Raw genomic sequence first — 18,849 nt, forward strand, 5'->3', positions numbered from 1 at the left:
CGTAAAGAACTGTGGCTTCCGCAGTCGTCCGGTCCATGAAATTCTGCGTCCGCGCCGCGCACTCCCGGGTTACCCAAAAGTACGATGGCTGTACGGCGCAGCGTGCACGGACCGGCTGTGCTGGAACACATATTTGGGAGGCGGCGTGACAGCCATCGAGCAGACAGAGGCGGCGCGCCCGCGGGGCACCCGCCTGCCCCGCCGCGCCCGACGCAATCAGCTGCTGGGCGCCGCGCAGGAGGTCTTCGTCGCGCAGGGCTACCACTCCGCCGCGATGGACGACATCGCCGAGCGGGCCGGGGTCAGCAAGCCGGTGCTCTACCAGCACTTCCCCGGCAAGCTGGAGCTGTATCTGGCCCTGCTCGACCAGCACTGCGAGTCGCTGCTCCAGGCCGTCCGCACGGCGCTGGCCTCGACGACGGACAACAAGCTGCGCGTCGAGGCGACCATGGACGCCTACTTCGCGTACGTGGAGGACGAGGGCGGCGCGTTCCGGCTGGTCTTCGAGTCCGACCTGACCAACGAGCCCGCCGTGCGCGAGCGGGTGGACCGGGTGTCCCTCCAGTGCGCCGAGGCCATCTCCGACGTGATCGCCGGGGACACGGGCCTGTCCAAGGACGAGTCCATGCTGCTGGCGGTGGGGCTCGGCGGCGTCTCCCAGGTGGTGGCCCGCTACTGGCTCTCCAGCCAGTCGTCCATCCCCCGGGACACGGCCGTGCAGCTCCTCACCTCGCTGGCCTGGCGGGGCATCGCGGGCTTCCCGCTGCACGGTGTCGAGCAGCACTGACCCCTCCGTACCGGGACGCCTCACGCCCTGTTCGCTGCGGGCGTTGCCGGTCGGGCCCTGAGCGCCGCTTCCGCCGGGCTAATGTGGCTGCGTACGGCGCGGTTCGCCGCGCAGGGACTGACCGTCGGAGGGACATAGCCGTGGAGGTCAAGATCGGGGTGCAGCACACGCCCCGCGAGATCGTTCTGGAGAGCGGGCTTTCCGCCGAGGACGTCGAGAGCGCGGTCGCCGCGGCACTGGGCGGCAAGGCGGAGCTGCTCAGCCTCACGGACGACAAGGGCCGCAAGGTCCTCGTGCCGGCCGACCGGATCGCGTATGTGGAGATCGGTGAGCCGACCACCCGGCGGGTGGGTTTCGGGACTCTGTAGTCCACGGAGCGCGTTGATCAGGTGATCACAGGAGCGGCCCGGCGGGATCTTCCCGCCGGGCCGCTCCTGTGTCGTGTACGGGACCGTGGTGTGCGGAGCCGTCGTGTACGGGGCCTTCGTGCGCCGGAGGCCGCTCCTCCCGTTCCCGTACGGGTCGGAAGGGACCGTCGGAGGGTTGCTCACCGCGGCCGGGGGGTAGTACCGCCTACGACCGATTTGCCCGCCCCGCACACCCCCGCGAGGTGATCCTCTGTGATCTGGGAATCCTTCGGCGCCGCCGTGCTCGGACTGGCCCTGTCCTGGGTGGCGCTCCGATCACTGGCCGACCGTCTGCCGGCCGGCCGTGCGGTTTATCTCACCGGCACGCTGGGCGCCCTGTTCGGCGCGTATCTGACGCATGCCGCGCTGGGTCCCGGCCATGCCCTGGCGACGCTGATCGGAGCCGTGTCGGTCGGAGCGGTGACGCTCTCGCTCCTGATCCGACCACGAGGCCGCCGCCTCGCCCGGTCGGCGGCGGCCCAGTAGCCCGCGTCGTTACGCGGCCAGGCCGAGAGCGGCCATCCGCTTGGTGTGGGCCTCCGTGATCCGGGAGAACATCCGGCCCACCTCGGCCAGGTCGAAGCCGTCCGCGACGCCGCCCACCAGCATCGTCGAGAGGGCGTCGCGGTCGGCGACCACCCGCTGGGCCTGCGAGAGCGCCTCGCCCATCAGCCGGCGGGCCCACAGCGCGAGCCGCCCGCCGACCCGCGGGTCGGCCTCGATGGCGGCGCGCACCTTCTCCACGGCGAAGTTGCCGTGGCCGGTGTCGTCGAGCACGGACAGCACGAGGGACCGGGTGTCGGTGTCCAGCCGGGCCGCGACCTCGCGGTAGAAGTCGCTCGCGATCGAGTCACCGACGTACGCCTTGACCAGGCCCTCCAGCCAGTCGGACGGGGCGGTCTGGCGGTGGAAGTCGTCGAGCGCCTTGGCGAAGGGCTCCATCGCGGCGGTCGGCTCCTCGTCGACCGCGGTGAGCCGCTCGGTCAACTGCTCGAAGTGGTGGAACTCGGCGGCGGCCATCTTCGCCAGCTCCGCCTTGTCCCCGAGGGTCGGCGCGAGCTTCGCGTCCTCGGCCAGCCGCTCGAAGGCCGCCAGCTCTCCGTAGGCGAGGGCGCCGAGCAGGTCCACGACCGCGGCGCGGTACTGCGGGTCGGCGGCCGCGGTGGCCCAGTCCTGGGTGGCGATCCCGGTGGCTCCGGAAGAGTCGGCGGGGGTGTCGGTGGCGTGGTCTGGCGTCTCCATGAAACGGAACGATAGCCCTCCCGGCGCAGGGCGGAAGGGCCTGGTCAGCCGGGGGCCCCATACCGTTCCGATGAATTCGTCCAACACACATGCGCGAATCCGGGGTACAGTGGTATTGCGCTTACTGAGCACTGTGCTGTGCCAGGGGCGCACCCTTGAATGAGGATGCCCGGTCGGAGGCCCGATCGGCTCCGACCCGACAGCCCTCCACGCGGTGCGTACGACACGTACGACTGCAGATGAGGGGCCCCCTCAGCGGCACGAGCGCTCGAGCGACGGCAGTGGTCCCGCGCCACCCGGCCCCACCACGGCCGGATGACCAACCCCGGCACGGTACGACCCCCAGCGTTCGCCTCGGACCGCGTCTCACAGAAGAGGCAGCACCCTGACTACGTTCCGCGAACTCGGTATTTTTCCCGAGACGGCCGAAGCCCTTGAGGCGGTCGGCATCACGTCCCCCTTCCCCATCCAGGAGCTGACGCTCCCCGTAGCCCTCTCCGGCTCCGACGTCATCGGCCAGGCCAAGACCGGCACCGGAAAGACGCTCGGCTTCGGTCTCCCGCTCCTGGAGCGCGTGACCGTCCCCGCCGACGTCGAGGCCGGGCGGGCCAAGCCCGAGCAGCTGACCGACGCGCCCCAGGCGCTCGTCGTCGTCCCCACGCGCGAGCTGTGCACCCAGGTCACCAACGACCTGCTCACGGCCGGCAAGGTCCGTAACGTCCGCGTTCTCGCGATCTACGGCGGCCGGGCGTACGAGCCCCAGGTCGAGGCCCTCAAGAAGGGCGTCGACGTGATCGTCGGCACCCCGGGCCGCCTGCTGGACCTGGCGGGCCAGCGCAAGCTCGACCTCTCCCACATCCGCGGGCTCGTCCTCGACGAGGCCGACGAGATGCTGGACCTGGGCTTCCTGCCCGACGTCGAACGCATCATCACGATGCTGCCGACGAAGCGCCAGACGATGCTGTTCTCGGCCACCATGCCCGGTGCCGTCATCAGCCTCGCCCGCCGCTACATGTCGCAGCCGACCCACATCAACGCCACGTCGCCGGACGACGAGGGCACGACCGTGAAGAACACGGTCCAGCACGTCTACCGCGCCCACAACATGGACAAGCCGGAGATGCTCGCGCGCATCCTCCAGGCCGAGGGCCGCGGGCTCGCGATGATCTTCTGCCGGACGAAGCGCACCGCCGCCGACATCGCCGAGCAGCTGGAGAAGCGAGGCTTCGCCTCCGGCGCGGTCCACGGCGACCTCGGCCAGGGCGCCCGCGAGCAGGCGCTGCGCGCCTTCCGCAACGGCAAGGTCGACGTCCTGGTCTGCACCGACGTCGCCGCGCGCGGTATCGACGTCGAGGGTGTGACCCACGTCGTCAACTACCAGTCGCCCGAGGACGAGAAGACCTACCTCCACCGCATCGGCCGCACCGGCCGCGCGGGCGCCAAGGGCACCGCGATCACGCTGGTCGACTGGGACGACATCCCGCGCTGGCAGCTGATCAACAAGGCCCTGGACCTGCAGTTCCCGGACCCGCCGGAGACGTACTCCACCTCGCCGCACCTGTTCGAGGAGCTGGGCATCCCGGCGGGCACCAAGGGTGTGCTGCCGCGTGCCGAGCGGACCCGTGCGGGTCTGCGCGCCGAAGAGGTCGAGGACCTGGGCGAGACCGGCGGCCGCGGCCGCAAGGCCGCCGCCGCGGCCCCCGCCCGTGAGGAGCGCGAGCCGCGCACCCGTACGCCGCGCCAGCGCCGCCGCACCCGTGGCGGAGCCTCGACGGAGGCGGGCGCCGCGACGGTGCCCGCACCCGCCAAGGAGGCCGCCCCGGTCGCCCCGGCCGGTGACGAGGCGCCCGAGGCGCCGCGCACGCCGCGCCGTCGCCGCCGTACGCGGGTCAGCGCCCCCGAGGCCGTCGCCGAGGCGGCCGTGGCGGTCGCCGAGGCCCCGGCGGTTCCCGCCCCGGTGGCCGAGGCCGCGCCCGTGATCGAGGCCGCGCCGGTGGCCGAGCCGGTCGCGGAGACCAAGCCGCGTCGTCGTCGCAGCCGCGCCGCGGCGAAGCCGGTGACCGAGGAGACGGCCGCGCCCGTCGCCGCCGCTACGGCCGCCCCGGCCCCGGTCGACTTCCAGACGGTGGCCGTCGCGGCGGGTGTCATCGAGCCCGTCGCCGAGCCGAAGGCCGTCCGGCCGCGCCGTCGCACCCGGGTCGTGAAGCCGGCCGACGAGGTCGACTTCCAGATCGCCCCGGCCGCCGAGCCGGAGCCCGAGGTCAAGACGCGTCGTCGCCCGGCCCGCGCCACGAAGCCGAAGACGGAGTCGAAGCCGAAGGCCGAGGCCACCGAGTCCGCGCCGGCCGCCGAGCCGAAGGCCCGGACGGCCAGGGCGACGAAGTCCCGCGCGAAGGCGGAGACGGCGGAGCCCGCGGCGAAGAAGGCCACGGCGAAGGCGACCAAGGCCGCGGCGAAGGCCGTCGCCACCGAGCAGCCCGCCGTCGAGGCTCCGGCCGCGGAGGCGGAGGCCAAGCCGCGCCGCCGCCGCGCGACGCGCAGCGTCACCTCGACCGCGACGCCGGAGGCCGCCGTGGTCTCCGCGGCCGAGGCCGTGGTGAGCGAGGCCGCCGCCGAGCCGAAGCCGCGTCGCCGCCGGGCCACCCGCCCCGCGGGCGCCGCCTCGGCGGCGACGACCGAGAGCTGACGCCTCCGGCGACACCGCACCACACGTACGGCCCCGCACCCGTGGACACAGTCCGCCGGCGCGGGGCCGTACGACATTGCCGGCCCGCTCCGGGATCCGGCCGCTTCACAGCACTCCGCGCCCGGGCTGCGCCGGATCAGTTGCGGAGGACGCGGCCCTGCTTGTCGGTACGGTCGTTGCTGGTGAGGAAGAGGATGCCGTCGATCAGCGCCCAGACGCCGAGGCCACCGAAGGTGAGCAGTTGGGCGATACCCACTCCGATGGACCCGACGTAGAAGCGCCCGATGCCGAACCCACCGAGAAGTATCTGGAGGACGCCCGCGATGACCTTGGACTTGTCGGAGTAGGGGCGGCCCTGCGGGTCGAAGCCGTAAGGGGCGTCCTGGGTGGGGACGGTCACGATGTATCTCCTGGATGAGCGGAAGTGCCACCGGATCGAGAATTCCGGCCGGGAGTCAAGAGGAAGCCGCGCCGAAGGACGGCACGCTGAGGACCCCCGGTAAAGACAGGGCGGAGAGGGCCGCGGTTCCGCCGGCGCGGCAACGAATGATCGTGCTCTCGGGTGGACGGGGGCCGGGGCCGTTCGTCGTCCCGTCGTCCCGTCGTCCGGAAGGCGGCCCGGTGGCGGCGGGCCCGGGGCGGCGGGGATAGCCTCGCCGTATGAGCCGCCCGCCCACCTTCGCCCCGCCGCCCTGCGCCGACGCCCGCGTCCTGGCCACCGAGCGCGGCGACTTCGCCGTCCTGGACGCCGTACCGAGCACCCCGGCCCGGGCCACCGCCCTGCTGCTGCCCGGCTACACCGGCAGCAAGGAGGACTTCATCGCACTGCTGGAACCGCTGACCGGGGCGGGCTACCGGGTGGTCGCCGCGGACGGCCGGGGACAGTTCGAGTCGAAGGGGACGGACCGTCAGGAGAGTTACGCCCAGGGCGAGTTGGCGCGTGACGTGCTGGCCCAGGCGGCGGCTCTGGGCGTGGGCCCCGGGGAGCTGCATCTGCTCGGGCACTCGCTCGGCGGTCAGATCGCCCGCGCCGCCGTCCTGCTGGACGCCGCCCCGTTCCGCTCGCTGACGCTGATGTCCTCGGGTCCCGCCGAGGTCGTCGCGGCCCAGCGGGACAAGGTGAAGATGCTGAGCGACGCGCTGTCCGTGCTGTCCATGGACGAGGTGTGGCAGGCGATGCAGGCGATGGATCCCCCGCAGGACGCGGACACCGGCGACGGAGCGGACATGCGCCGCCGCTGGCTGGCCCACAACCCGGCCCAGTTGATCGCCACCGGGGCCCAGTTGGCGGCCGAGCCGGACCGGGTGGACGAGCTGGCCGCCGTCGGGCTGCCCGTCCATGTGCTGTCCGGGGAGCGCGACGACGTGTGGCCGGTGGAGCTGTTCGACGCCATGGCCCGGCGTCTCGGCGCCCGCCGCACCACGATCGCCGGCGCCGAGCACTCCCCCAACACCGCCCGCCCGCAGGAGACCGCGAAGGCGCTGGCGGCGTTCTGGGACGGCCTGCCGGCCGTCTGACGGGCTCCCCGCAGGGCCCCGGCGGGGTTCAGTACTGCGCCTGAAGGTGCTGCCAGAAGCCGTCGCGGAGCGCCCGCCGCAGATGTGCGTGGCCGCGCAGCGAGTGCTGGAGCAGCCGTTCGGCCTCCACCAGGAGGTCCTGGTCGACGGAGCCCGGCAGGTAGGGGTGGCCGGGCAGCAGGTCGGCGAGGGATTCCCGGCCCCGGGCGGCGAGCCAGGCGGCCGCGATCTGCGCGCCGACGAACCGGACGTCCTCCCGGGAGGGGGCCGGGGTGTCGTCCTCGTACGTCGTGACGGGGCGCCGGGTGACGTAGGGGCGGCAGAAGTCGAGATCGAAGGTGCGCTGGCTGTCGACCTCCCAGAGCAGGGGTTCGGCCTGGTTGCGGCCTTCGGCGGCCTCGATGCCCCAGAGGTGGACGCGGGCCCCGTAGCCCTGGGCGGCCTCGACCGCCGAGACCAGGTCCTCGTCGCCGCCGACGAGCGCCGCGTCGCTGATGGCGCGGTGCCGGGCGAGGGATTCGAGGTCCGTGCGGATGAGGGAGTCGACGCCCTTCTGCTGGTTGTTGGCGTTGAGGTTGCCGAGCCGCACCTTGACGTCGGGGAGTTCGGCGATGGCCTGCTGCTCGGTGGTGTGGATACGGCGCCGGGCCCCGTCGTACCAGTAGACGCGCAGCAGCCTGCTGTCCGCGAAGATCGTGCGGGCCTTGTCGATGAAGGCCTCGATGAGCCCTTCGGCGTCGAGGTCGAAGGAGCGCCGGTCCTCGGTGCCGGTGACGAGCAGCCCGGCCGCGGCGTAGACATAGCCGGCGTCGACGAAGATGGCGTGCGTCGAGGGGGTCTTCGCCACCTCGACGAGCATGCGCTGGAGCAGCTCGTTGGTGCGGTCCAGGCGGGCGGCGAGGCCGACCTCCCCGGTGACCCCGATGAGCTGCGGGTCCGCCTCGTTCATGCGAACCTCATGGTCTGTGGTGATGTGACTACCGACGGGTATTTAGACATCCAAAAAATTTCCTTAGCGTAGGGAATGTTTGCCAGGGGCAACTCGTTGTCACCCTTGTGGAACGCGAGGGAAACCTCGCGTTCCTAGTCTTGCCGGTGGGACGCCCCACCGGCGCCAGCAGTTCTCCAGCAGGAGGATCAGACGAAGGGAAGCCCCATGCGCTTCGAGATCATGCGACTCGACGACGTCGACGGTACCGCCGTGGACAGCACCGTCGTGGACGCCGCCTCCGTCAACCGGATCGTGCAGCAGGCCGCGGCGACAGGCCAGCGCATCTACATCCGGCCGGCCGACAGTTCGGCCTCGTAACACCTGACGTTGTGAAGACGAAGCACCCCCGCACGGAACGTCCGTGCGGGGGTGCTGTGATGTGCGGGGCCGCCGAGGAGCCGGCTCAGGAGTTCTGGATGACCTGGGTGACGCCGTTGATGATCTGCTGGACGGCGATGGCGGAGAGCATCATGCCCGCGAGCCGGGTCACCAGCACCACGCCCCCGTCCTTGATCACGCGGATGATGACCAGCGAGTAGCGCATGGTCAGCCAGAGCACCACGTGCATGGCGACGATCGCGGACCACACCGAGAGCTGGCCGCCCACGCCGTCGGCGTGCTGCACCGCGAGGATGACCGAGACGATGGCGCCGGGCCCGGCGAGCAGCGGCATGCCCAGCGGTACGAGCGCCACGTTGACGTCCTTGGTCTGCGTCGGCTCGTCCGTCTTGCCGGTGAGCAGGTCGAGCGCGATGAGCAGCAGGAGGAGTCCGCCCGCGATCATCAGCGCGGGCACGGAGACATGCAGGTAGTCGAGGATCTGCTGACCGAGCAGACCGAAGACGGCGATCACGCCGAACGCGACCGTGACCGCCTGGAGCGCCATCTTGCGCTGCACCTTCGCGGGGCGGCCCGCGGTGAGGGCGAGGAAGATCGGCGTGATCCCGGGCGGGTCCATGATCACAAATAGGGTGAGAAAAAGGGATCCGAAGACAGCGACGTCGAACACAGTGAGCCTTGCGAGAGATGAGCGGGTGGTACGGAGGGGGCGCGGGTCCGGGCAGCGGGCGTCGCGGTGCGTCGGGCACGCGACGGTACGCACGGGGGCGCGGGGAGGGAAACGTGGTGCGGCGGAAGAGCTCGGAACCTCAGCGGCGGACGGCTCCACCGGCGCCCGGCACCGGGAAGGCTCCGGTCGCGCGCCGGGTGATCTCGCCGTAGATCTCGGGATCGGTGGTGCACGCGCCGAGCTCGACGGTCTTCCGGCTGCCGTGGTAGTCGCTGGAGCCGGTCGTGAGCAGTCCCAGTTCGCGGGCGAGGCCGCGCAGCCGGGCCCGGGTGGGCCCGTCGTGGTCCATGTGGTCGACCTCGATGCCGTCGAGGCCCGCCTCGGCGAGGGCGACGATCGTGGACTCGGGGACGACCGCGCCGCGTTTCACCGCGCCCGGGTGGGCGAAGACGGCGACCCCGCCCGCCGCCTTCACCAGGCGGACGGCCTCGAAGGGATCGAACTCGTGCTTCTCGGCGTACGCCCGGCCGCCGTTGCCCAGCCAGTCGGACGTGAAGGCGTCCGAGACGGTGGGGACGACGCCGAGTTCGACGAGGGCGGCGGCGACGTGCGGGCGGCCGACCGAGCCGTCCCCGGCGATGCGGGCGACCTGCTCCCAGGTGATGGGGACGTCGAGGGCGCGCAGCTTGCGGACCATCTCCTGGGCGCGCGGCACCCGGTCGTCGCGGACGAGCTCCCGGGCACGCTCCAGCTCGGCGTCGGCCGGGTCGAAGAGGTAGGCGAGCAGATGCATGCCCACGCCGTCGACGCGGCAGGAGAGTTCGGCGCCGGTGACGAGGGTGAGCCCCTCGGGCAGCGCGTCGATGGCCTGCTTGTGGCCGCCCACGGTGTCGTGGTCGGTGAGCGCGACGACGTCCAGGCCCGCGGCGGCGGCGTTGGCGACCAGCTCGGCGGGGGTGTCCGTGCCGTCCGACGCGGTGGAGTGGGTGTGCAGGTCGATACGCACGACGACTGACTCCGGGGGCTCGCGGGCGGACGGGGGACCGCTCAAGGATAACCGTCGCAGACCGGGCCCCAGGCCGCGAAAGCCCCCTGTCCCGCGTGATCTAGCGCTCGCCCTTCCCCTGCCGGGGCGGTGCTTCCGGGGCGGTGAGCAGGCGGGGGGTGAGCGCTCCGCAGGGGACGAGGTCCACCTCTCCCCCGGCGTCCCGCAGATCGGTGAGGACGAGTTCGTCGTACATCAGGAGCCCGGACTGCTCGGGCCACAGGATCGCCCAGAGCCAGAGCCCCCGCGCCTCGCCCGCGAAGACGGCACGGTCCTCCGGGGCGTTCCTGACGTGCCAGAGCGGGGTCGGGCGGCCGGCGGCGTGGACCTTGGCGTCGGGGGCGGAGTCGACGTTCAGGTGATGACCGGGGTCGGGGCCCTCGATGCCGGCGTACCGGGCGCCGAGTCCGACGCCGAGCTCCTCGGCGACGAGGAGCAGTTCCCCCATCCCGCCCAGCGGGCCGGGTCCGGAGCAGGCCACGGCGCTCGCGCGTCCGCCGCTGCGGTCGTCACCCGCGCTGGCGGCCCCGGTGAACAGCCATCCCACGGGGAGCGGCCAGGGCATCCAGACGGGGACCTGGGTGCGGTGCACCACGACGCCGAGCGCCTCGACGCTGGGCGGTACGACCGGCTGCATCGGGTGGACCTGGCCGTGCACGGAGCACTGCCAGGCGTCGGCGAAGAGACCGGGCGCCCTGACCCGGCCACCGCACTTCGGGCAACTGGGTTCGCCCCTCATAAGGACCAACCGTCCTCCCCGCCGGTCCTCCCGTCAAGGACGATCACCCGTCCGCAGCGTGGCCCTCACCCCGGAAAATAGATGTAGTTTGCATTTATTAGATTGTCTAACTTATTCTGTGCATAACGCATCGATCTGATGAGCCGAGGGAGAAGGAGAGAACCCGTGCGGGAAGAGGATCCGTTCGACGAAGGAGCGACGGGAGGCGGCATCCTGCGTCAGCCGAAGGCCGTCTGGGCCACGGCGGGCGCCTCGGTGGTGGCCTTCATGGGGATCGGCCTGGTGGACCCGATCCTGCCGTCCATCGCCCAGGGACTTGACGCCTCGGCGAGCCAGGTGTCGCTGCTGTTCACCTCGTACTTCCTGATCACCGCGTTCGCGATGCTGGTCACCGGCTTCGTCTCCAGCCGCATCGGCGGCCGCAGGACCCTGCTGGCCGGTCTCGCGCTGGTGGTCGTCTTCGCCGCGCTCTCCGGCACCTCGTCCTCCGTCGCCGAACTGGTCGGCTTCCGGGCCGGCTGGGGCCTGGGCAACGCCCTCTTCGTCTCGACCGCCCTCGCGGTGATCGTCGGAGCGGCGGCGGGCGGCAGCGCGGCGGCGATCCTGCTGTACGAGTCGGCGCTCGGCCTCGGCATGGCGTGCGGGCCTCTGCTCGGCGCGCTGCTGGGGGACGCGAGCTGGCGCTACCCGTTCTTCGGCACGGCGGCACTGATGGCGATCGGCTTCCTCTGCATCGCCGCGTTCCTCAAGGAGCAGCCGAAGCCCGCACGCAAGACGTCACTGCTCGATCCCGTGGGGGCACTGGGCCACGGCGGCCTGGCATCGGTGGCGGCCTCGGCGTTCTTCTACAACTACGCCTTCTTCACGATCCTGGCCTTCACACCGTTCGTGCTGGACATGACCCCGTACAAGTCGGGCGCGGTCTTCTTCGCCTGGGGTCTGCTGCTCGCCGTCTTCTCCGTGCTGGTCGCCCCGCGTCTCCAGCGCCGCTTCGGCTCGCTCAAGGTGCTCGGGGCCTCGCTGGTGCTGCTCGCCGCCGACCTGCTGGTGCTCGGGTACGGCAGCCACACCACGGCGATCGTCGCCACGATCGTCTCCGGCGCGTTCATCGGCATGAACAACACCGTCTACACCGAGCTGGCCCTCGGGGTCTCCGACGCCCCGCGACCGGTGGCGAGCGCCGGATACAACTTCGTCCGCTGGTTCGCCGCGGCGGCGGCCCCCTTCCTCGCCCCGAAGATCGAGGAGTGGACCGACATCCACGTCCCGTTCGTGGTGGCCGCACTCGCCGCCCTGGTCGGCGCGGCCGTCGTGGCAGTACGGCGTACGGCGCTGGTCCACGAGGCCGAGGAGCTGGAGCCGGTCCATGCCCTGGAGGACGGCGTGACGGTGTTCGCCGACTGACGCCTCCTCAGCGGGGCTGGTCAGTCCAGCGGTACGGACGTGCGCAGCGGATCGCGCAGGTCCGTACCGTGCGTCAGCCACCGCTCCTGGAGCTCCTGCGCACCGCGCACCCGCTTCCAGGCGGCCTCGTTGTGCGTCATCGGCAGCAGCGGCAGAAAGCGCACCGGGTCCATCGGCTCGTCCAGCTCCAGGTCCTCCACCAGACCGCCGGGCTCCGCGACCAGGACCGAGGTGAACGGCGCCCCGGTCCACAGCGGTTCGCCCAGGTCCAGCGAGGCGCCCGGGGCCACGATCAGCCCCTCGACCTGCGGGGAGGCGGCCAGCACGGCGAGCGGGCGCAGCACCTGGTCGGTGTCGGCGATTCCGCCCCGTACGGAGAGGATCAGCTCGGCCCGGGGCCCCTTCACCGGGTCGGCGAGCGGTGAGGTGGGATCGGCCATCGGCGCGCCCGACATGCCGAGCGTCGCGTAGCGCACGATGTCGCCGTCGAGGAAGCGCAGCACCTGGATGCGGTCCGTGCCGAGGAACGTCACATCGGCGCGGGCGTCCGGTTCCCCGAGGGCGGAACGGAGCCGGGCCTCGACCAGCGGAAGAATTTCTGCCATGCGGCGAGCATAGATCGCGTAGTGAATGGGCAAAGTACGGGATTGGGCCTTGAGCGGCTGATAGCCTGGCCGCCGGTCGGGACAGCACGCAGAAGCGTCGCTCTTCTTCGTCCCGACGACACGTCGTCCCCCACGGGGGACCGGCCGGAGGAGGTGGGGACTGCCATGGATCCAAGTCGACCGTGCAGTACCGACCGCTCTTCCGCGCCTCGCCTTTCCCGTTGATCCGACGCCTCTCGTCGGTCGCCCGGGGCCGACACCGCCGTCGTGTCCGGACGACTTCCCGGCAGCGGTTCGCGTGACGGAAGAGCCCTTCGTTCCTGCCTGCCTGTAGCGAATTTTGCCTGTCTGTAGCGAACGCCGTCATCGCGCCCGCGCGGTGGAGCCCGCTTTGCGGACGTGCGCCCACGTCCCCATTCCGGGCTGTTCCACGCCCTCGCCGACGGCCCTCCGTGAAGGAGCCAGCCATGTCGATGATCCGTGACCTGCGCGCCGCCGTGCGCCCGTCCCTGCGCCCGTCCCTCCGTAAGAACAGCGCCCCTTACAGCGCGTACGACACCACCCGTGACCCGTCCGCATCCAGCGCCGTCGTCGACTGCGCGGTCTACCGCGACGGCCGCAGGCTGGTGACGCCCGCCACCCCGACCCCGCACGAGGCGATGCTCCAGGTGCGGGAGGAGGGCGGCTTCGCGTGGATCGGTCTGCACGAGCCGACGGAGGCCGAATTCGCCGGCATCGCCCGGGAGTTCGGGCTGCACCCGCTGGCGGTGGAGGACGCCGTCCACGCCCACCAGCGGCCCAAGCTGGAGCGGTACGACGACACCCTGTTCACCGTCTTCAAGACGATCCACTACGTGGAGCACGCCGAACTGACCGCGACCAGCGAGGTCGTGGAGACCGGTGAGGTGATGTGCTTCACCGGCCGGGACTTCGTCATCACCGTCCGGCACGGCGGCCAGGGCTCCCTGCGCGCCCTGCGCCACCGCCTCCAGGACGATCCGGAGCTGCTCGCCAAGGGTCCGTCCGCCGTGCTGCACGCCATCGCCGACCATGTGGTCGACGGGTACATCGCGGTGGCCGAGGCCGTGCAGGACGACATCGACGAGGTGGAGATCGATGTCTTCTCCACCCCGGCGAAGGGCTCGGCGCGCGGATCGGACGCCGGCCGGATCTACCAACTCAAGCGCGAGGTTCTGGAGTTCAAGCGGGCGGTGTCACCGCTGCTGCGGCCCATGCAGCTGCTGAGCGAGCGTCCGATGCGGCTGATCGACCCCGACATCCAGAAGTACTTCCGCGATGTCGCCGACCACCTCGCCCGGGTGCAGGAAGAGGTCCTCGGCTTCGACGAGCTGCTGAACTCGATCCTCCAGGCCAATCTGGCGCAGGCGACGGTCACGCAGAACGAGGACATGCGCAAGATCACCTCCTGGGCGGCGATCATCGCCGTGCCGACGATGATCTGCGGGGTCTACGGCATGAACTTCGACTACATGCCGGAGCTGGAGTGGAAGTACGGCTATCCGATCGTGCTGGGTGTCATCGGGGCGGTCTGTTTCTCGATCCACCGCATCCTGAAGCGCAACGGCTGGCTGTGAGCACGGGCTCATCAGGACGAGAGGCCCCGGGGCCCGTCTAAGCTCGCCCCCATGACTGACGCCGCCGCGACCGACGCCGCCGGCCTGCTGGAGCGGGCCCTCGCCGAGGAAGCCACCAAGAAGTCGGGCCTGGTCTGGGTCCGGGGCTCCGGGCCCGCCCGCGCCGTCTGGCACGTCTGGCACGAGGGGGCGGCGCTCCTGGTCGGCGGCGGCCCGGGCGAGCAGCCGCTGCCGGAGGGCCTGGCCGACGGGGGCCGCGCCGAGGTGACCGTACGCAGCAAGGACAAGGGCGGCCGGATCGTCGCCTGGAGTGCGGCGGTACGTTTCCTGGCGCCGCGTTCCGAGGAGTGGGAGGCGGCGGTCGCCGAGCTGAAGGGCAAGCGGCTGAACGCGCCGGACGCCGAGGCGATGCCCGAGCGGTGGGCGAGCACGTGCACGGTGGTGCGGCTGACGCCCGAGGCGGTGAGCACCGCGCTGCCGGACACCTCGCTGGCGGCCGTTCCGCTGCCGACCGCGGCCACCACCCGGGAGCCCGCCCCGGCGGCGGTCCCCCGGCTGCTGCTGAAGCGCCGCCGGAAGGGCTGAGCCGCAGGGCCGGGCACGCACCGGGCCTCCGGCCTCAGCCGGAGGACTTGGGGAGCTGCCCGCCGTAGTCGACGGTGTCGTCCTTCTCCGGGGCCTCCAGCGGGAAGGCCTGCCCCCAGTCGGCCAGCGAGACCGTGCCCCCGCCGCCGGCCCGGGCCACCCGTACCGGATACGGCTCCTTCTCCAGCGAGACGTCGAAGGCCCCGCCCTCCCCCTTGCCGCCGAGGATCTGGATGGTGCGCTGCCCGGCGACCGTGTCGCGGCCGCCCTTGTTCAGCTTGCCGTGGAGTGCGAGGAGTCCGTCGAGCAGGACCTTCTTGTCGGTGAAGCCGCGCAGTTGACGGTAGCTGGGGTCGCCCTCGGGGACCTTCACGTACTTGCCGCCCAGCTTGTCGGCGGCGGCCACGTCGGCGGTCCCGCTCCCGCCCTCGCTGCCCTCGTGGGTCCAGAACTCGGCGGGCGCCTTGAGGAAGAGCTCGTCCTCGACCCGCAGCAGGGCGAAGCTCTGCTTCTTCGAGGTCACCGAGCCCATGCCGCCCTTCGCGTTGAGCTTCATGTCCAGCCGGTAGGTGCCGCCCTTGCTGACGAGCGTGCCCGACAGGCGTACGGCGCTGGCCGCGCCCGCCGCCGCTCTGGCCTTCTTGTCGATCTCGGCGGCGGAGAGCTTGGCGACGCCGTTGGTCCCCTTGTCCGGATCCTCCTCCGTGCCGCAGGCGGCCAGGGCGACGGTGAGCCCTCCGCACAGCACGAGAGCGAGGGCGGTCCGGCGATGGTTCCGCACGGCCGGGGCAAAAGAGGTCACGGGCGCACTGCCTCTCCACTGCGATCGGGGGTAGCAGACGGCAGCGTACCCGTGCGGCGCACACCGCCCGGCAGCCAGCCGTACGGACGGGTCCGCCGGGGCGCGGCGCGCCGGTACGGGCTAGCCTGATCCCGGCGTACCGGCGAAATCCGCTGGTCGGCGGCGGCAGGCAGGGACGACCGGGGACGCACGGCCACGGACCGGACGAAACGGTTCCGGCAGGATGGCGCAACGGTTCCGGCCGAACGGTGAGACGGTTCCGGCCGGATACGGGACCACACGGACACGGACGGACGAAGGAGGCGGCGGATGGCGGCGGTCACCCCGAGGGTCTTCGTCTCGCACCTGTCCGGGGTGCCCGTCTTCGATCCCAACGGCGACCAGGTCGGCCGGGTCCGCGACCTGGTGGCGATGTTGCGGGTCGGCGGACGCCCGCCCCGCATCCTGGGGCTGGTGGTCGAGGTGATCAGCCGCCGGCGGATCTTCCTGCCGATGACCCGGGTGACGGGTGTCGAGTCCGGCCAGGTCATCACCACCGGCGTCGTCAACATGCGGCGCTTCGAGCAGCGGCCCACCGAACGGCTCGTCCTCGGCGAGTTCCTGGACCGAAGGGTCCGGTTGGTGGATGGCCATGGCCAGGGAGGTGAGGAGGTCACCGTCCTGGACGTGGCCATCCAGCAGCTGCCCGCCCGCCGCGACTGGGAGATCGACAAGTACTTCGTCCGCAAGGGGCGCGGCGGGGCGCTGCGCCGCAAGGGCGAGACGCTGACGGTGGAGTGGTCGGCGGTCAGCGGCTTCTCGCTGGAGGAGCACGGGCAGGGCGCGGAGAACCTGGTCGCCACGTTCGAACGGCTGCGCCCCACCGATGTGGCCAACGCGCTGCACCACCTCTCGCCCAAGCGCCGGGTGGAGGTGGCGGCCGCCCTGGACGACGACCGGCTCGCCGACGTCCTGGAGGAGCTGCCCGAGGACGACCAGGTGGAGATCATCGGCAAGCTCGCCGAGGAGCGGGCCGCCGACGTCCTGGAGGCGATGGATCCCGACGACGCGGCGGACCTGCTCTCGGAGCTGCCGGAGGACGACAAGGAACGGCTGCTGGCGCTGATGCGGCCGGACGACGCCGCCGACGTACGCCGTCTGATGTCGTACGAGGAGCGGACGGCGGGCGGTCTGATGACGACCGAGCCGATCGTGCTGCGCCCGGACGCCACGGTGGCGGACGCGCTGGCCCGGGTGCGGCAGGCGGACCTGTCGCCCGCGCTGGCGGCGCAGGTGTACGTGTGCCGCTCGCCCGACGAGACCCCCACGGGCAAGTACCTGGGCACGGTGCACTTCCAGCGGCTGCTGCGCGATCCGCCGTTCACCCTGGTCAGCTCGATCGTGGACAGCGATCTGGTGCCGCTGCCGCCGGACACCCCGCTGCCGCTGGTCACCAGCTATCTGGCCGCGTACAACATGGTGTCGGCGCCGGTCGTGGACGAGAGCGGTTCGCTGCTGGGCGCGGTGACCGTGGACGACGTTCTGGACCATCTGCTGCCGGACGACTGGCGCGAGACGGACCTGGCGGATCTGCACGGTCAGACGGGTCTGCACGGGGAGGAGGGGGTCGGCCGTGGCGGGCGATGAGCGGGCGAAGGCGTCATCGACCGGTTCCTCCGGGCTGATGCGGCCCCCGCGGACCCGGCTGGACCAGCCGAAGGCGCCGCGCCGGCGGCTGCTGCCGGAGTACGACCCGGAGGCGTTCGGCCGGTTCTCGGAGCGGATCGCGCGGTTCCTGGGGACCGGGCGGTTCATCGTCTGGATGACGCTGATCATCATCGTCTGGGTGCTGTGGAACATCTTCGCGCCCAAGGACCTGCGGTTCGACCAGTACCCGTTCATCTTCCTGACGCTGATGCTCTCGCTCCAGGCCTCGTACGCCGCGCCGCTGATCCTCCTCGCGCAGAACCGGCAGGACGACCGCGACCGGGTCACGCACGAGCAGGACCGCAAGCAGAACGAGCGCTCCATCGCCGACACCGAGTACCTGACGCGGGAGATCGCGGCCCTGCGGATGGGCCTGGGCGAGGTCGCCACCCGGGACTGGATCCGCTCGGAGCTCCAGGACATGGTGAAGGACATGGAGGAGCGCCAGGTGCTGCTCCCGGCCGAGAGTGACGAAGGCGACCGCTGACGGGCTACCCGTCCGTAGGCCCGCGCGCCGTAACATCGTCTGTATGGCTACGGAAGACGCGGTGCTTGAGGCACTGTCGACAGTGAACGACCCGGAGATCCACCGCCCGATCACCGAGCTGGGCATGGTGAAATCGGTCGAGATCGATCCTGACGGTGTAGTCGCTGTCACCGTGTATCTCACGGTCTCCGGCTGCCCGATGCGCGAGACGATCACCCGGAACGTGACCGATGCGGTCGCCCGGGTCGAGGGCGTCTCGCGGGTCGAGGTGACCCTCGACGTCATGAGCGACGAACAGCGCAAGGAGCTGGCGAGCGCGCTGCGCGGCAGCAACGCCGAGCGTGAGGTGCCGTTCGCCCAGCCCGGCTCGCTGACCCGGGTGTACGCGGTCGCCTCCGGCAAGGGCGGCGTCGGCAAGTCCTCGGTGACGGTGAACCTCGCTGCGGCGATGGCGGCCGACGGGCTGAAGGTCGGCGTCGTGGACGCCGACATCTACGGGCACAGCGTGCCCCGGATGCTGGGTGCGGACGGCAAGCCCACCCAGGTCGAGAACATGATCATGCCGCCGTCCTCGCACGGCGTGAAGGTCATCTCCATCGGCATGTTCACCCCGGGCAACGCGCCCGTGGTCTGGCGCGGTCCGATGCTGCACCGGGCGCTCCAGCAGTTCCTCGCCGATGTGTACTGGGGCGATCTGGACGTCCTGCTGCTGGACCTGCCGCCGGGCACCGGCGACATCGCGATCTCGGTGGCGCAGCTCGTGCCGAACGCGGAGATCCTGGTCGTCACGACCCCGCAGCAGGCGGCGGCCGAGGTGGCCGAGCGGGCCGGTTCGATCGCCGTGCAGACCCACCAGAAGATCGTCGGCGTGGTGGAGAACATGTCGGGCATGCCGTGCCCGCACTGCGACGAGATGGTCGACGTGTTCGGTTCGGGCGGCGGCGCGCGGGTCGCCGAGGGGCTGACGCGGACGGTCGGCGCCGAGGTTCCGGTGCTGGGCGCGATCCCGATCGACGTACGGCTGCGCGAGGGCGGCGACGAGGGCAAGCCGGTCGTCCTGTCCGACCCCGACTCCCCGGCCGGCAGCGCGCTGCGGGCGATCGCGCAGAAGCTGGGCGGCCGTCAGCGCGGTCTGTCGGGCATGTCGCTGGGGATCACCCCGCGCAACAAGTTCTGACCCGCACAGCCGGTCCGTACGGGCGACAGGGCGGGCCGGTGGTCATCCGGCCCGCCCTGTCGTTGTTACGCCTGCGCCGCGTCG

Annotated in this window: 20 protein-coding genes; 12 read left to right on the top strand and 8 right to left on the bottom strand. The window is 71.6% G+C overall.

The features are described 5' to 3' along the window. Positions 1 to 145 precede the first annotated feature (145 nt). The 3 genes from IE140_RS01860 (at position 146) to IE140_RS01870 (ending at position 1,680) form a co-directional block, all read left to right on the top strand. Positions 146 to 787 carry a TetR/AcrR family transcriptional regulator gene (locus IE140_RS01860; protein ID WP_006127402.1) on the top strand — a complete coding sequence of 214 codons (642 nt, stop codon included), beginning with the start codon at positions 146 to 148 and terminating at the stop codon, positions 785 to 787. A gap of 140 nt (positions 788 to 927) precedes the next feature. Beyond that, a complete protein-coding gene (locus IE140_RS01865) occupies positions 928 to 1,155 on the top strand; it encodes a DUF3107 domain-containing protein (RefSeq protein WP_003966467.1) in 228 nt (75 codons plus the stop codon). A gap of 252 nt (positions 1,156 to 1,407) precedes the next feature. Continuing rightward, entirely contained in the window at positions 1,408 to 1,680 is a 273-nt protein-coding gene (locus IE140_RS01870; RefSeq protein WP_032763318.1) for a hypothetical protein, read from the top strand. Between the two features lie 9 nt (positions 1,681 to 1,689). Here the strand turns inward: IE140_RS01870 and IE140_RS01875 are convergent, their stop codons facing one another. Beyond that, positions 1,690 to 2,436 carry a ferritin-like fold-containing protein gene (locus tag IE140_RS01875; RefSeq protein ID WP_010061604.1) on the bottom strand — a complete coding sequence of 249 codons (747 nt, stop codon included), beginning with the start codon at positions 2,434 to 2,436 and terminating at the stop codon, positions 1,690 to 1,692. Between the two features lie 475 nt (positions 2,437 to 2,911). Between IE140_RS01875 and IE140_RS01880 the strand changes: the two genes are divergently transcribed. Next, positions 2,912 to 5,122, top strand: coding sequence for a DEAD/DEAH box helicase (locus tag IE140_RS01880; protein WP_150197662.1), 2,211 nt, complete (start codon positions 2,912 to 2,914; stop codon positions 5,120 to 5,122). A 136-nt stretch (positions 5,123 to 5,258) separates the two neighbouring features. On the opposite strand, the gene IE140_RS01885 is transcribed toward IE140_RS01880, so the two are convergent. Beyond that, the gene (locus tag IE140_RS01885) at positions 5,259 to 5,522 is read right to left on the bottom strand and encodes a TM2 domain-containing protein (RefSeq protein WP_093813067.1); all 264 of its coding nucleotides are present in this window, start codon (positions 5,520 to 5,522) and stop codon (positions 5,259 to 5,261) included. 260 nt (positions 5,523 to 5,782) lie between these two features. Here IE140_RS01885 and IE140_RS01890 point away from each other — a divergent pair, with 260 nt between their 5' ends. After that, complete coding sequence (locus tag IE140_RS01890; RefSeq protein WP_150196349.1) at positions 5,783 to 6,640, top strand: alpha/beta fold hydrolase; 858 nt, start codon at positions 5,783 to 5,785, stop codon at positions 6,638 to 6,640. Positions 6,641 to 6,668: 28 nt separating this feature from the next. On the opposite strand, the gene IE140_RS01895 is transcribed toward IE140_RS01890, so the two are convergent. Then, positions 6,669 to 7,589, bottom strand: coding sequence for an NYN domain-containing protein (locus IE140_RS01895; RefSeq protein WP_150196348.1), 921 nt, complete (start codon positions 7,587 to 7,589; stop codon positions 6,669 to 6,671). Between the two features lie 207 nt (positions 7,590 to 7,796). Here IE140_RS01895 and IE140_RS01900 point away from each other — a divergent pair, with 207 nt between their 5' ends. Then, positions 7,797 to 7,949: a DUF8834 family protein gene (locus tag IE140_RS01900; protein WP_006127395.1), complete on the top strand. Its 153-nt coding sequence runs from the start codon at positions 7,797 to 7,799 to the stop codon at positions 7,947 to 7,949. A gap of 85 nt (positions 7,950 to 8,034) precedes the next feature. On the opposite strand, the gene IE140_RS01905 is transcribed toward IE140_RS01900, so the two are convergent. The 3 genes from IE140_RS01905 to IE140_RS01915 form a co-directional block, all read right to left on the bottom strand. Then, complete coding sequence (locus IE140_RS01905; RefSeq protein WP_010061609.1) at positions 8,035 to 8,640, bottom strand: MarC family protein; 606 nt, start codon at positions 8,638 to 8,640, stop codon at positions 8,035 to 8,037. 139 nt (positions 8,641 to 8,779) lie between these two features. Continuing rightward, entirely contained in the window at positions 8,780 to 9,646 is an 867-nt protein-coding gene (locus tag IE140_RS01910) for a PHP domain-containing protein (protein WP_093436151.1), read from the bottom strand. A 100-nt stretch (positions 9,647 to 9,746) separates the two neighbouring features. Beyond that, on the bottom strand, positions 9,747 to 10,424 hold the full coding sequence (locus tag IE140_RS01915) for a DUF6758 family protein (protein ID WP_032763327.1): 678 nt from the start codon (positions 10,422 to 10,424) through the stop codon (positions 9,747 to 9,749). Between the two features lie 165 nt (positions 10,425 to 10,589). Here IE140_RS01915 and IE140_RS01920 point away from each other — a divergent pair, with 165 nt between their 5' ends. After that, positions 10,590 to 11,828 carry an MFS transporter gene (locus tag IE140_RS01920; RefSeq protein ID WP_150196347.1) on the top strand — a complete coding sequence of 413 codons (1,239 nt, stop codon included), beginning with the start codon at positions 10,590 to 10,592 and terminating at the stop codon, positions 11,826 to 11,828. Positions 11,829 to 11,848: 20 nt separating this feature from the next. Here the strand turns inward: IE140_RS01920 and IE140_RS01925 are convergent, their stop codons facing one another. Continuing rightward, on the bottom strand, positions 11,849 to 12,433 hold the full coding sequence (locus IE140_RS01925; protein ID WP_032778734.1) for a suppressor of fused domain protein: 585 nt from the start codon (positions 12,431 to 12,433) through the stop codon (positions 11,849 to 11,851). Between the two features lie 467 nt (positions 12,434 to 12,900). Between IE140_RS01925 and IE140_RS01930 the strand changes: the two genes are divergently transcribed. Further along, entirely contained in the window at positions 12,901 to 14,028 is a 1,128-nt protein-coding gene (locus IE140_RS01930; RefSeq protein WP_032763330.1) for a magnesium and cobalt transport protein CorA, read from the top strand. 51 nt (positions 14,029 to 14,079) lie between these two features. Continuing rightward, on the top strand, positions 14,080 to 14,613 hold the full coding sequence (locus tag IE140_RS01935; protein WP_107413225.1) for a hypothetical protein: 534 nt from the start codon (positions 14,080 to 14,082) through the stop codon (positions 14,611 to 14,613). Positions 14,614 to 14,647: 34 nt separating this feature from the next. Here the strand turns inward: IE140_RS01935 and IE140_RS01940 are convergent, their stop codons facing one another. Beyond that, complete coding sequence (locus IE140_RS01940; RefSeq protein WP_109180013.1) at positions 14,648 to 15,415, bottom strand: hypothetical protein; 768 nt, start codon at positions 15,413 to 15,415, stop codon at positions 14,648 to 14,650. Positions 15,416 to 15,724: 309 nt separating this feature from the next. Here IE140_RS01940 and IE140_RS01945 point away from each other — a divergent pair, with 309 nt between their 5' ends. Genes IE140_RS01945 through IE140_RS01955 form a run of 3 tightly spaced genes read left to right on the top strand, consistent with a single transcriptional unit; the run spans position 15,725 to position 18,765 of the window. Further along, positions 15,725 to 17,041 carry a magnesium transporter MgtE N-terminal domain-containing protein gene (locus IE140_RS01945; protein WP_109180012.1) on the top strand — a complete coding sequence of 439 codons (1,317 nt, stop codon included), beginning with the start codon at positions 15,725 to 15,727 and terminating at the stop codon, positions 17,039 to 17,041. Next, positions 17,028 to 17,588 carry a DUF1003 domain-containing protein gene (locus tag IE140_RS01950; protein ID WP_032778728.1) on the top strand — a complete coding sequence of 187 codons (561 nt, stop codon included), beginning with the start codon at positions 17,028 to 17,030 and terminating at the stop codon, positions 17,586 to 17,588. Before IE140_RS01945 ends, IE140_RS01950 begins: the two co-directional genes overlap by 14 nt. Positions 17,589 to 17,631: 43 nt before the next feature. Then, positions 17,632 to 18,765, top strand: a complete 1,134-nt coding sequence (locus IE140_RS01955) for an Mrp/NBP35 family ATP-binding protein (RefSeq protein ID WP_093436169.1) — start codon at positions 17,632 to 17,634, stop codon at positions 18,763 to 18,765. Positions 18,766 to 18,849 lie beyond the last annotated feature (84 nt).

Origin of the sequence: Streptomyces parvus, from assembly GCF_014648875.1 — a bacterium.
GTDB classification, from domain to species: domain Bacteria; phylum Actinomycetota; class Actinomycetes; order Streptomycetales; family Streptomycetaceae; genus Streptomyces; species Streptomyces parvus.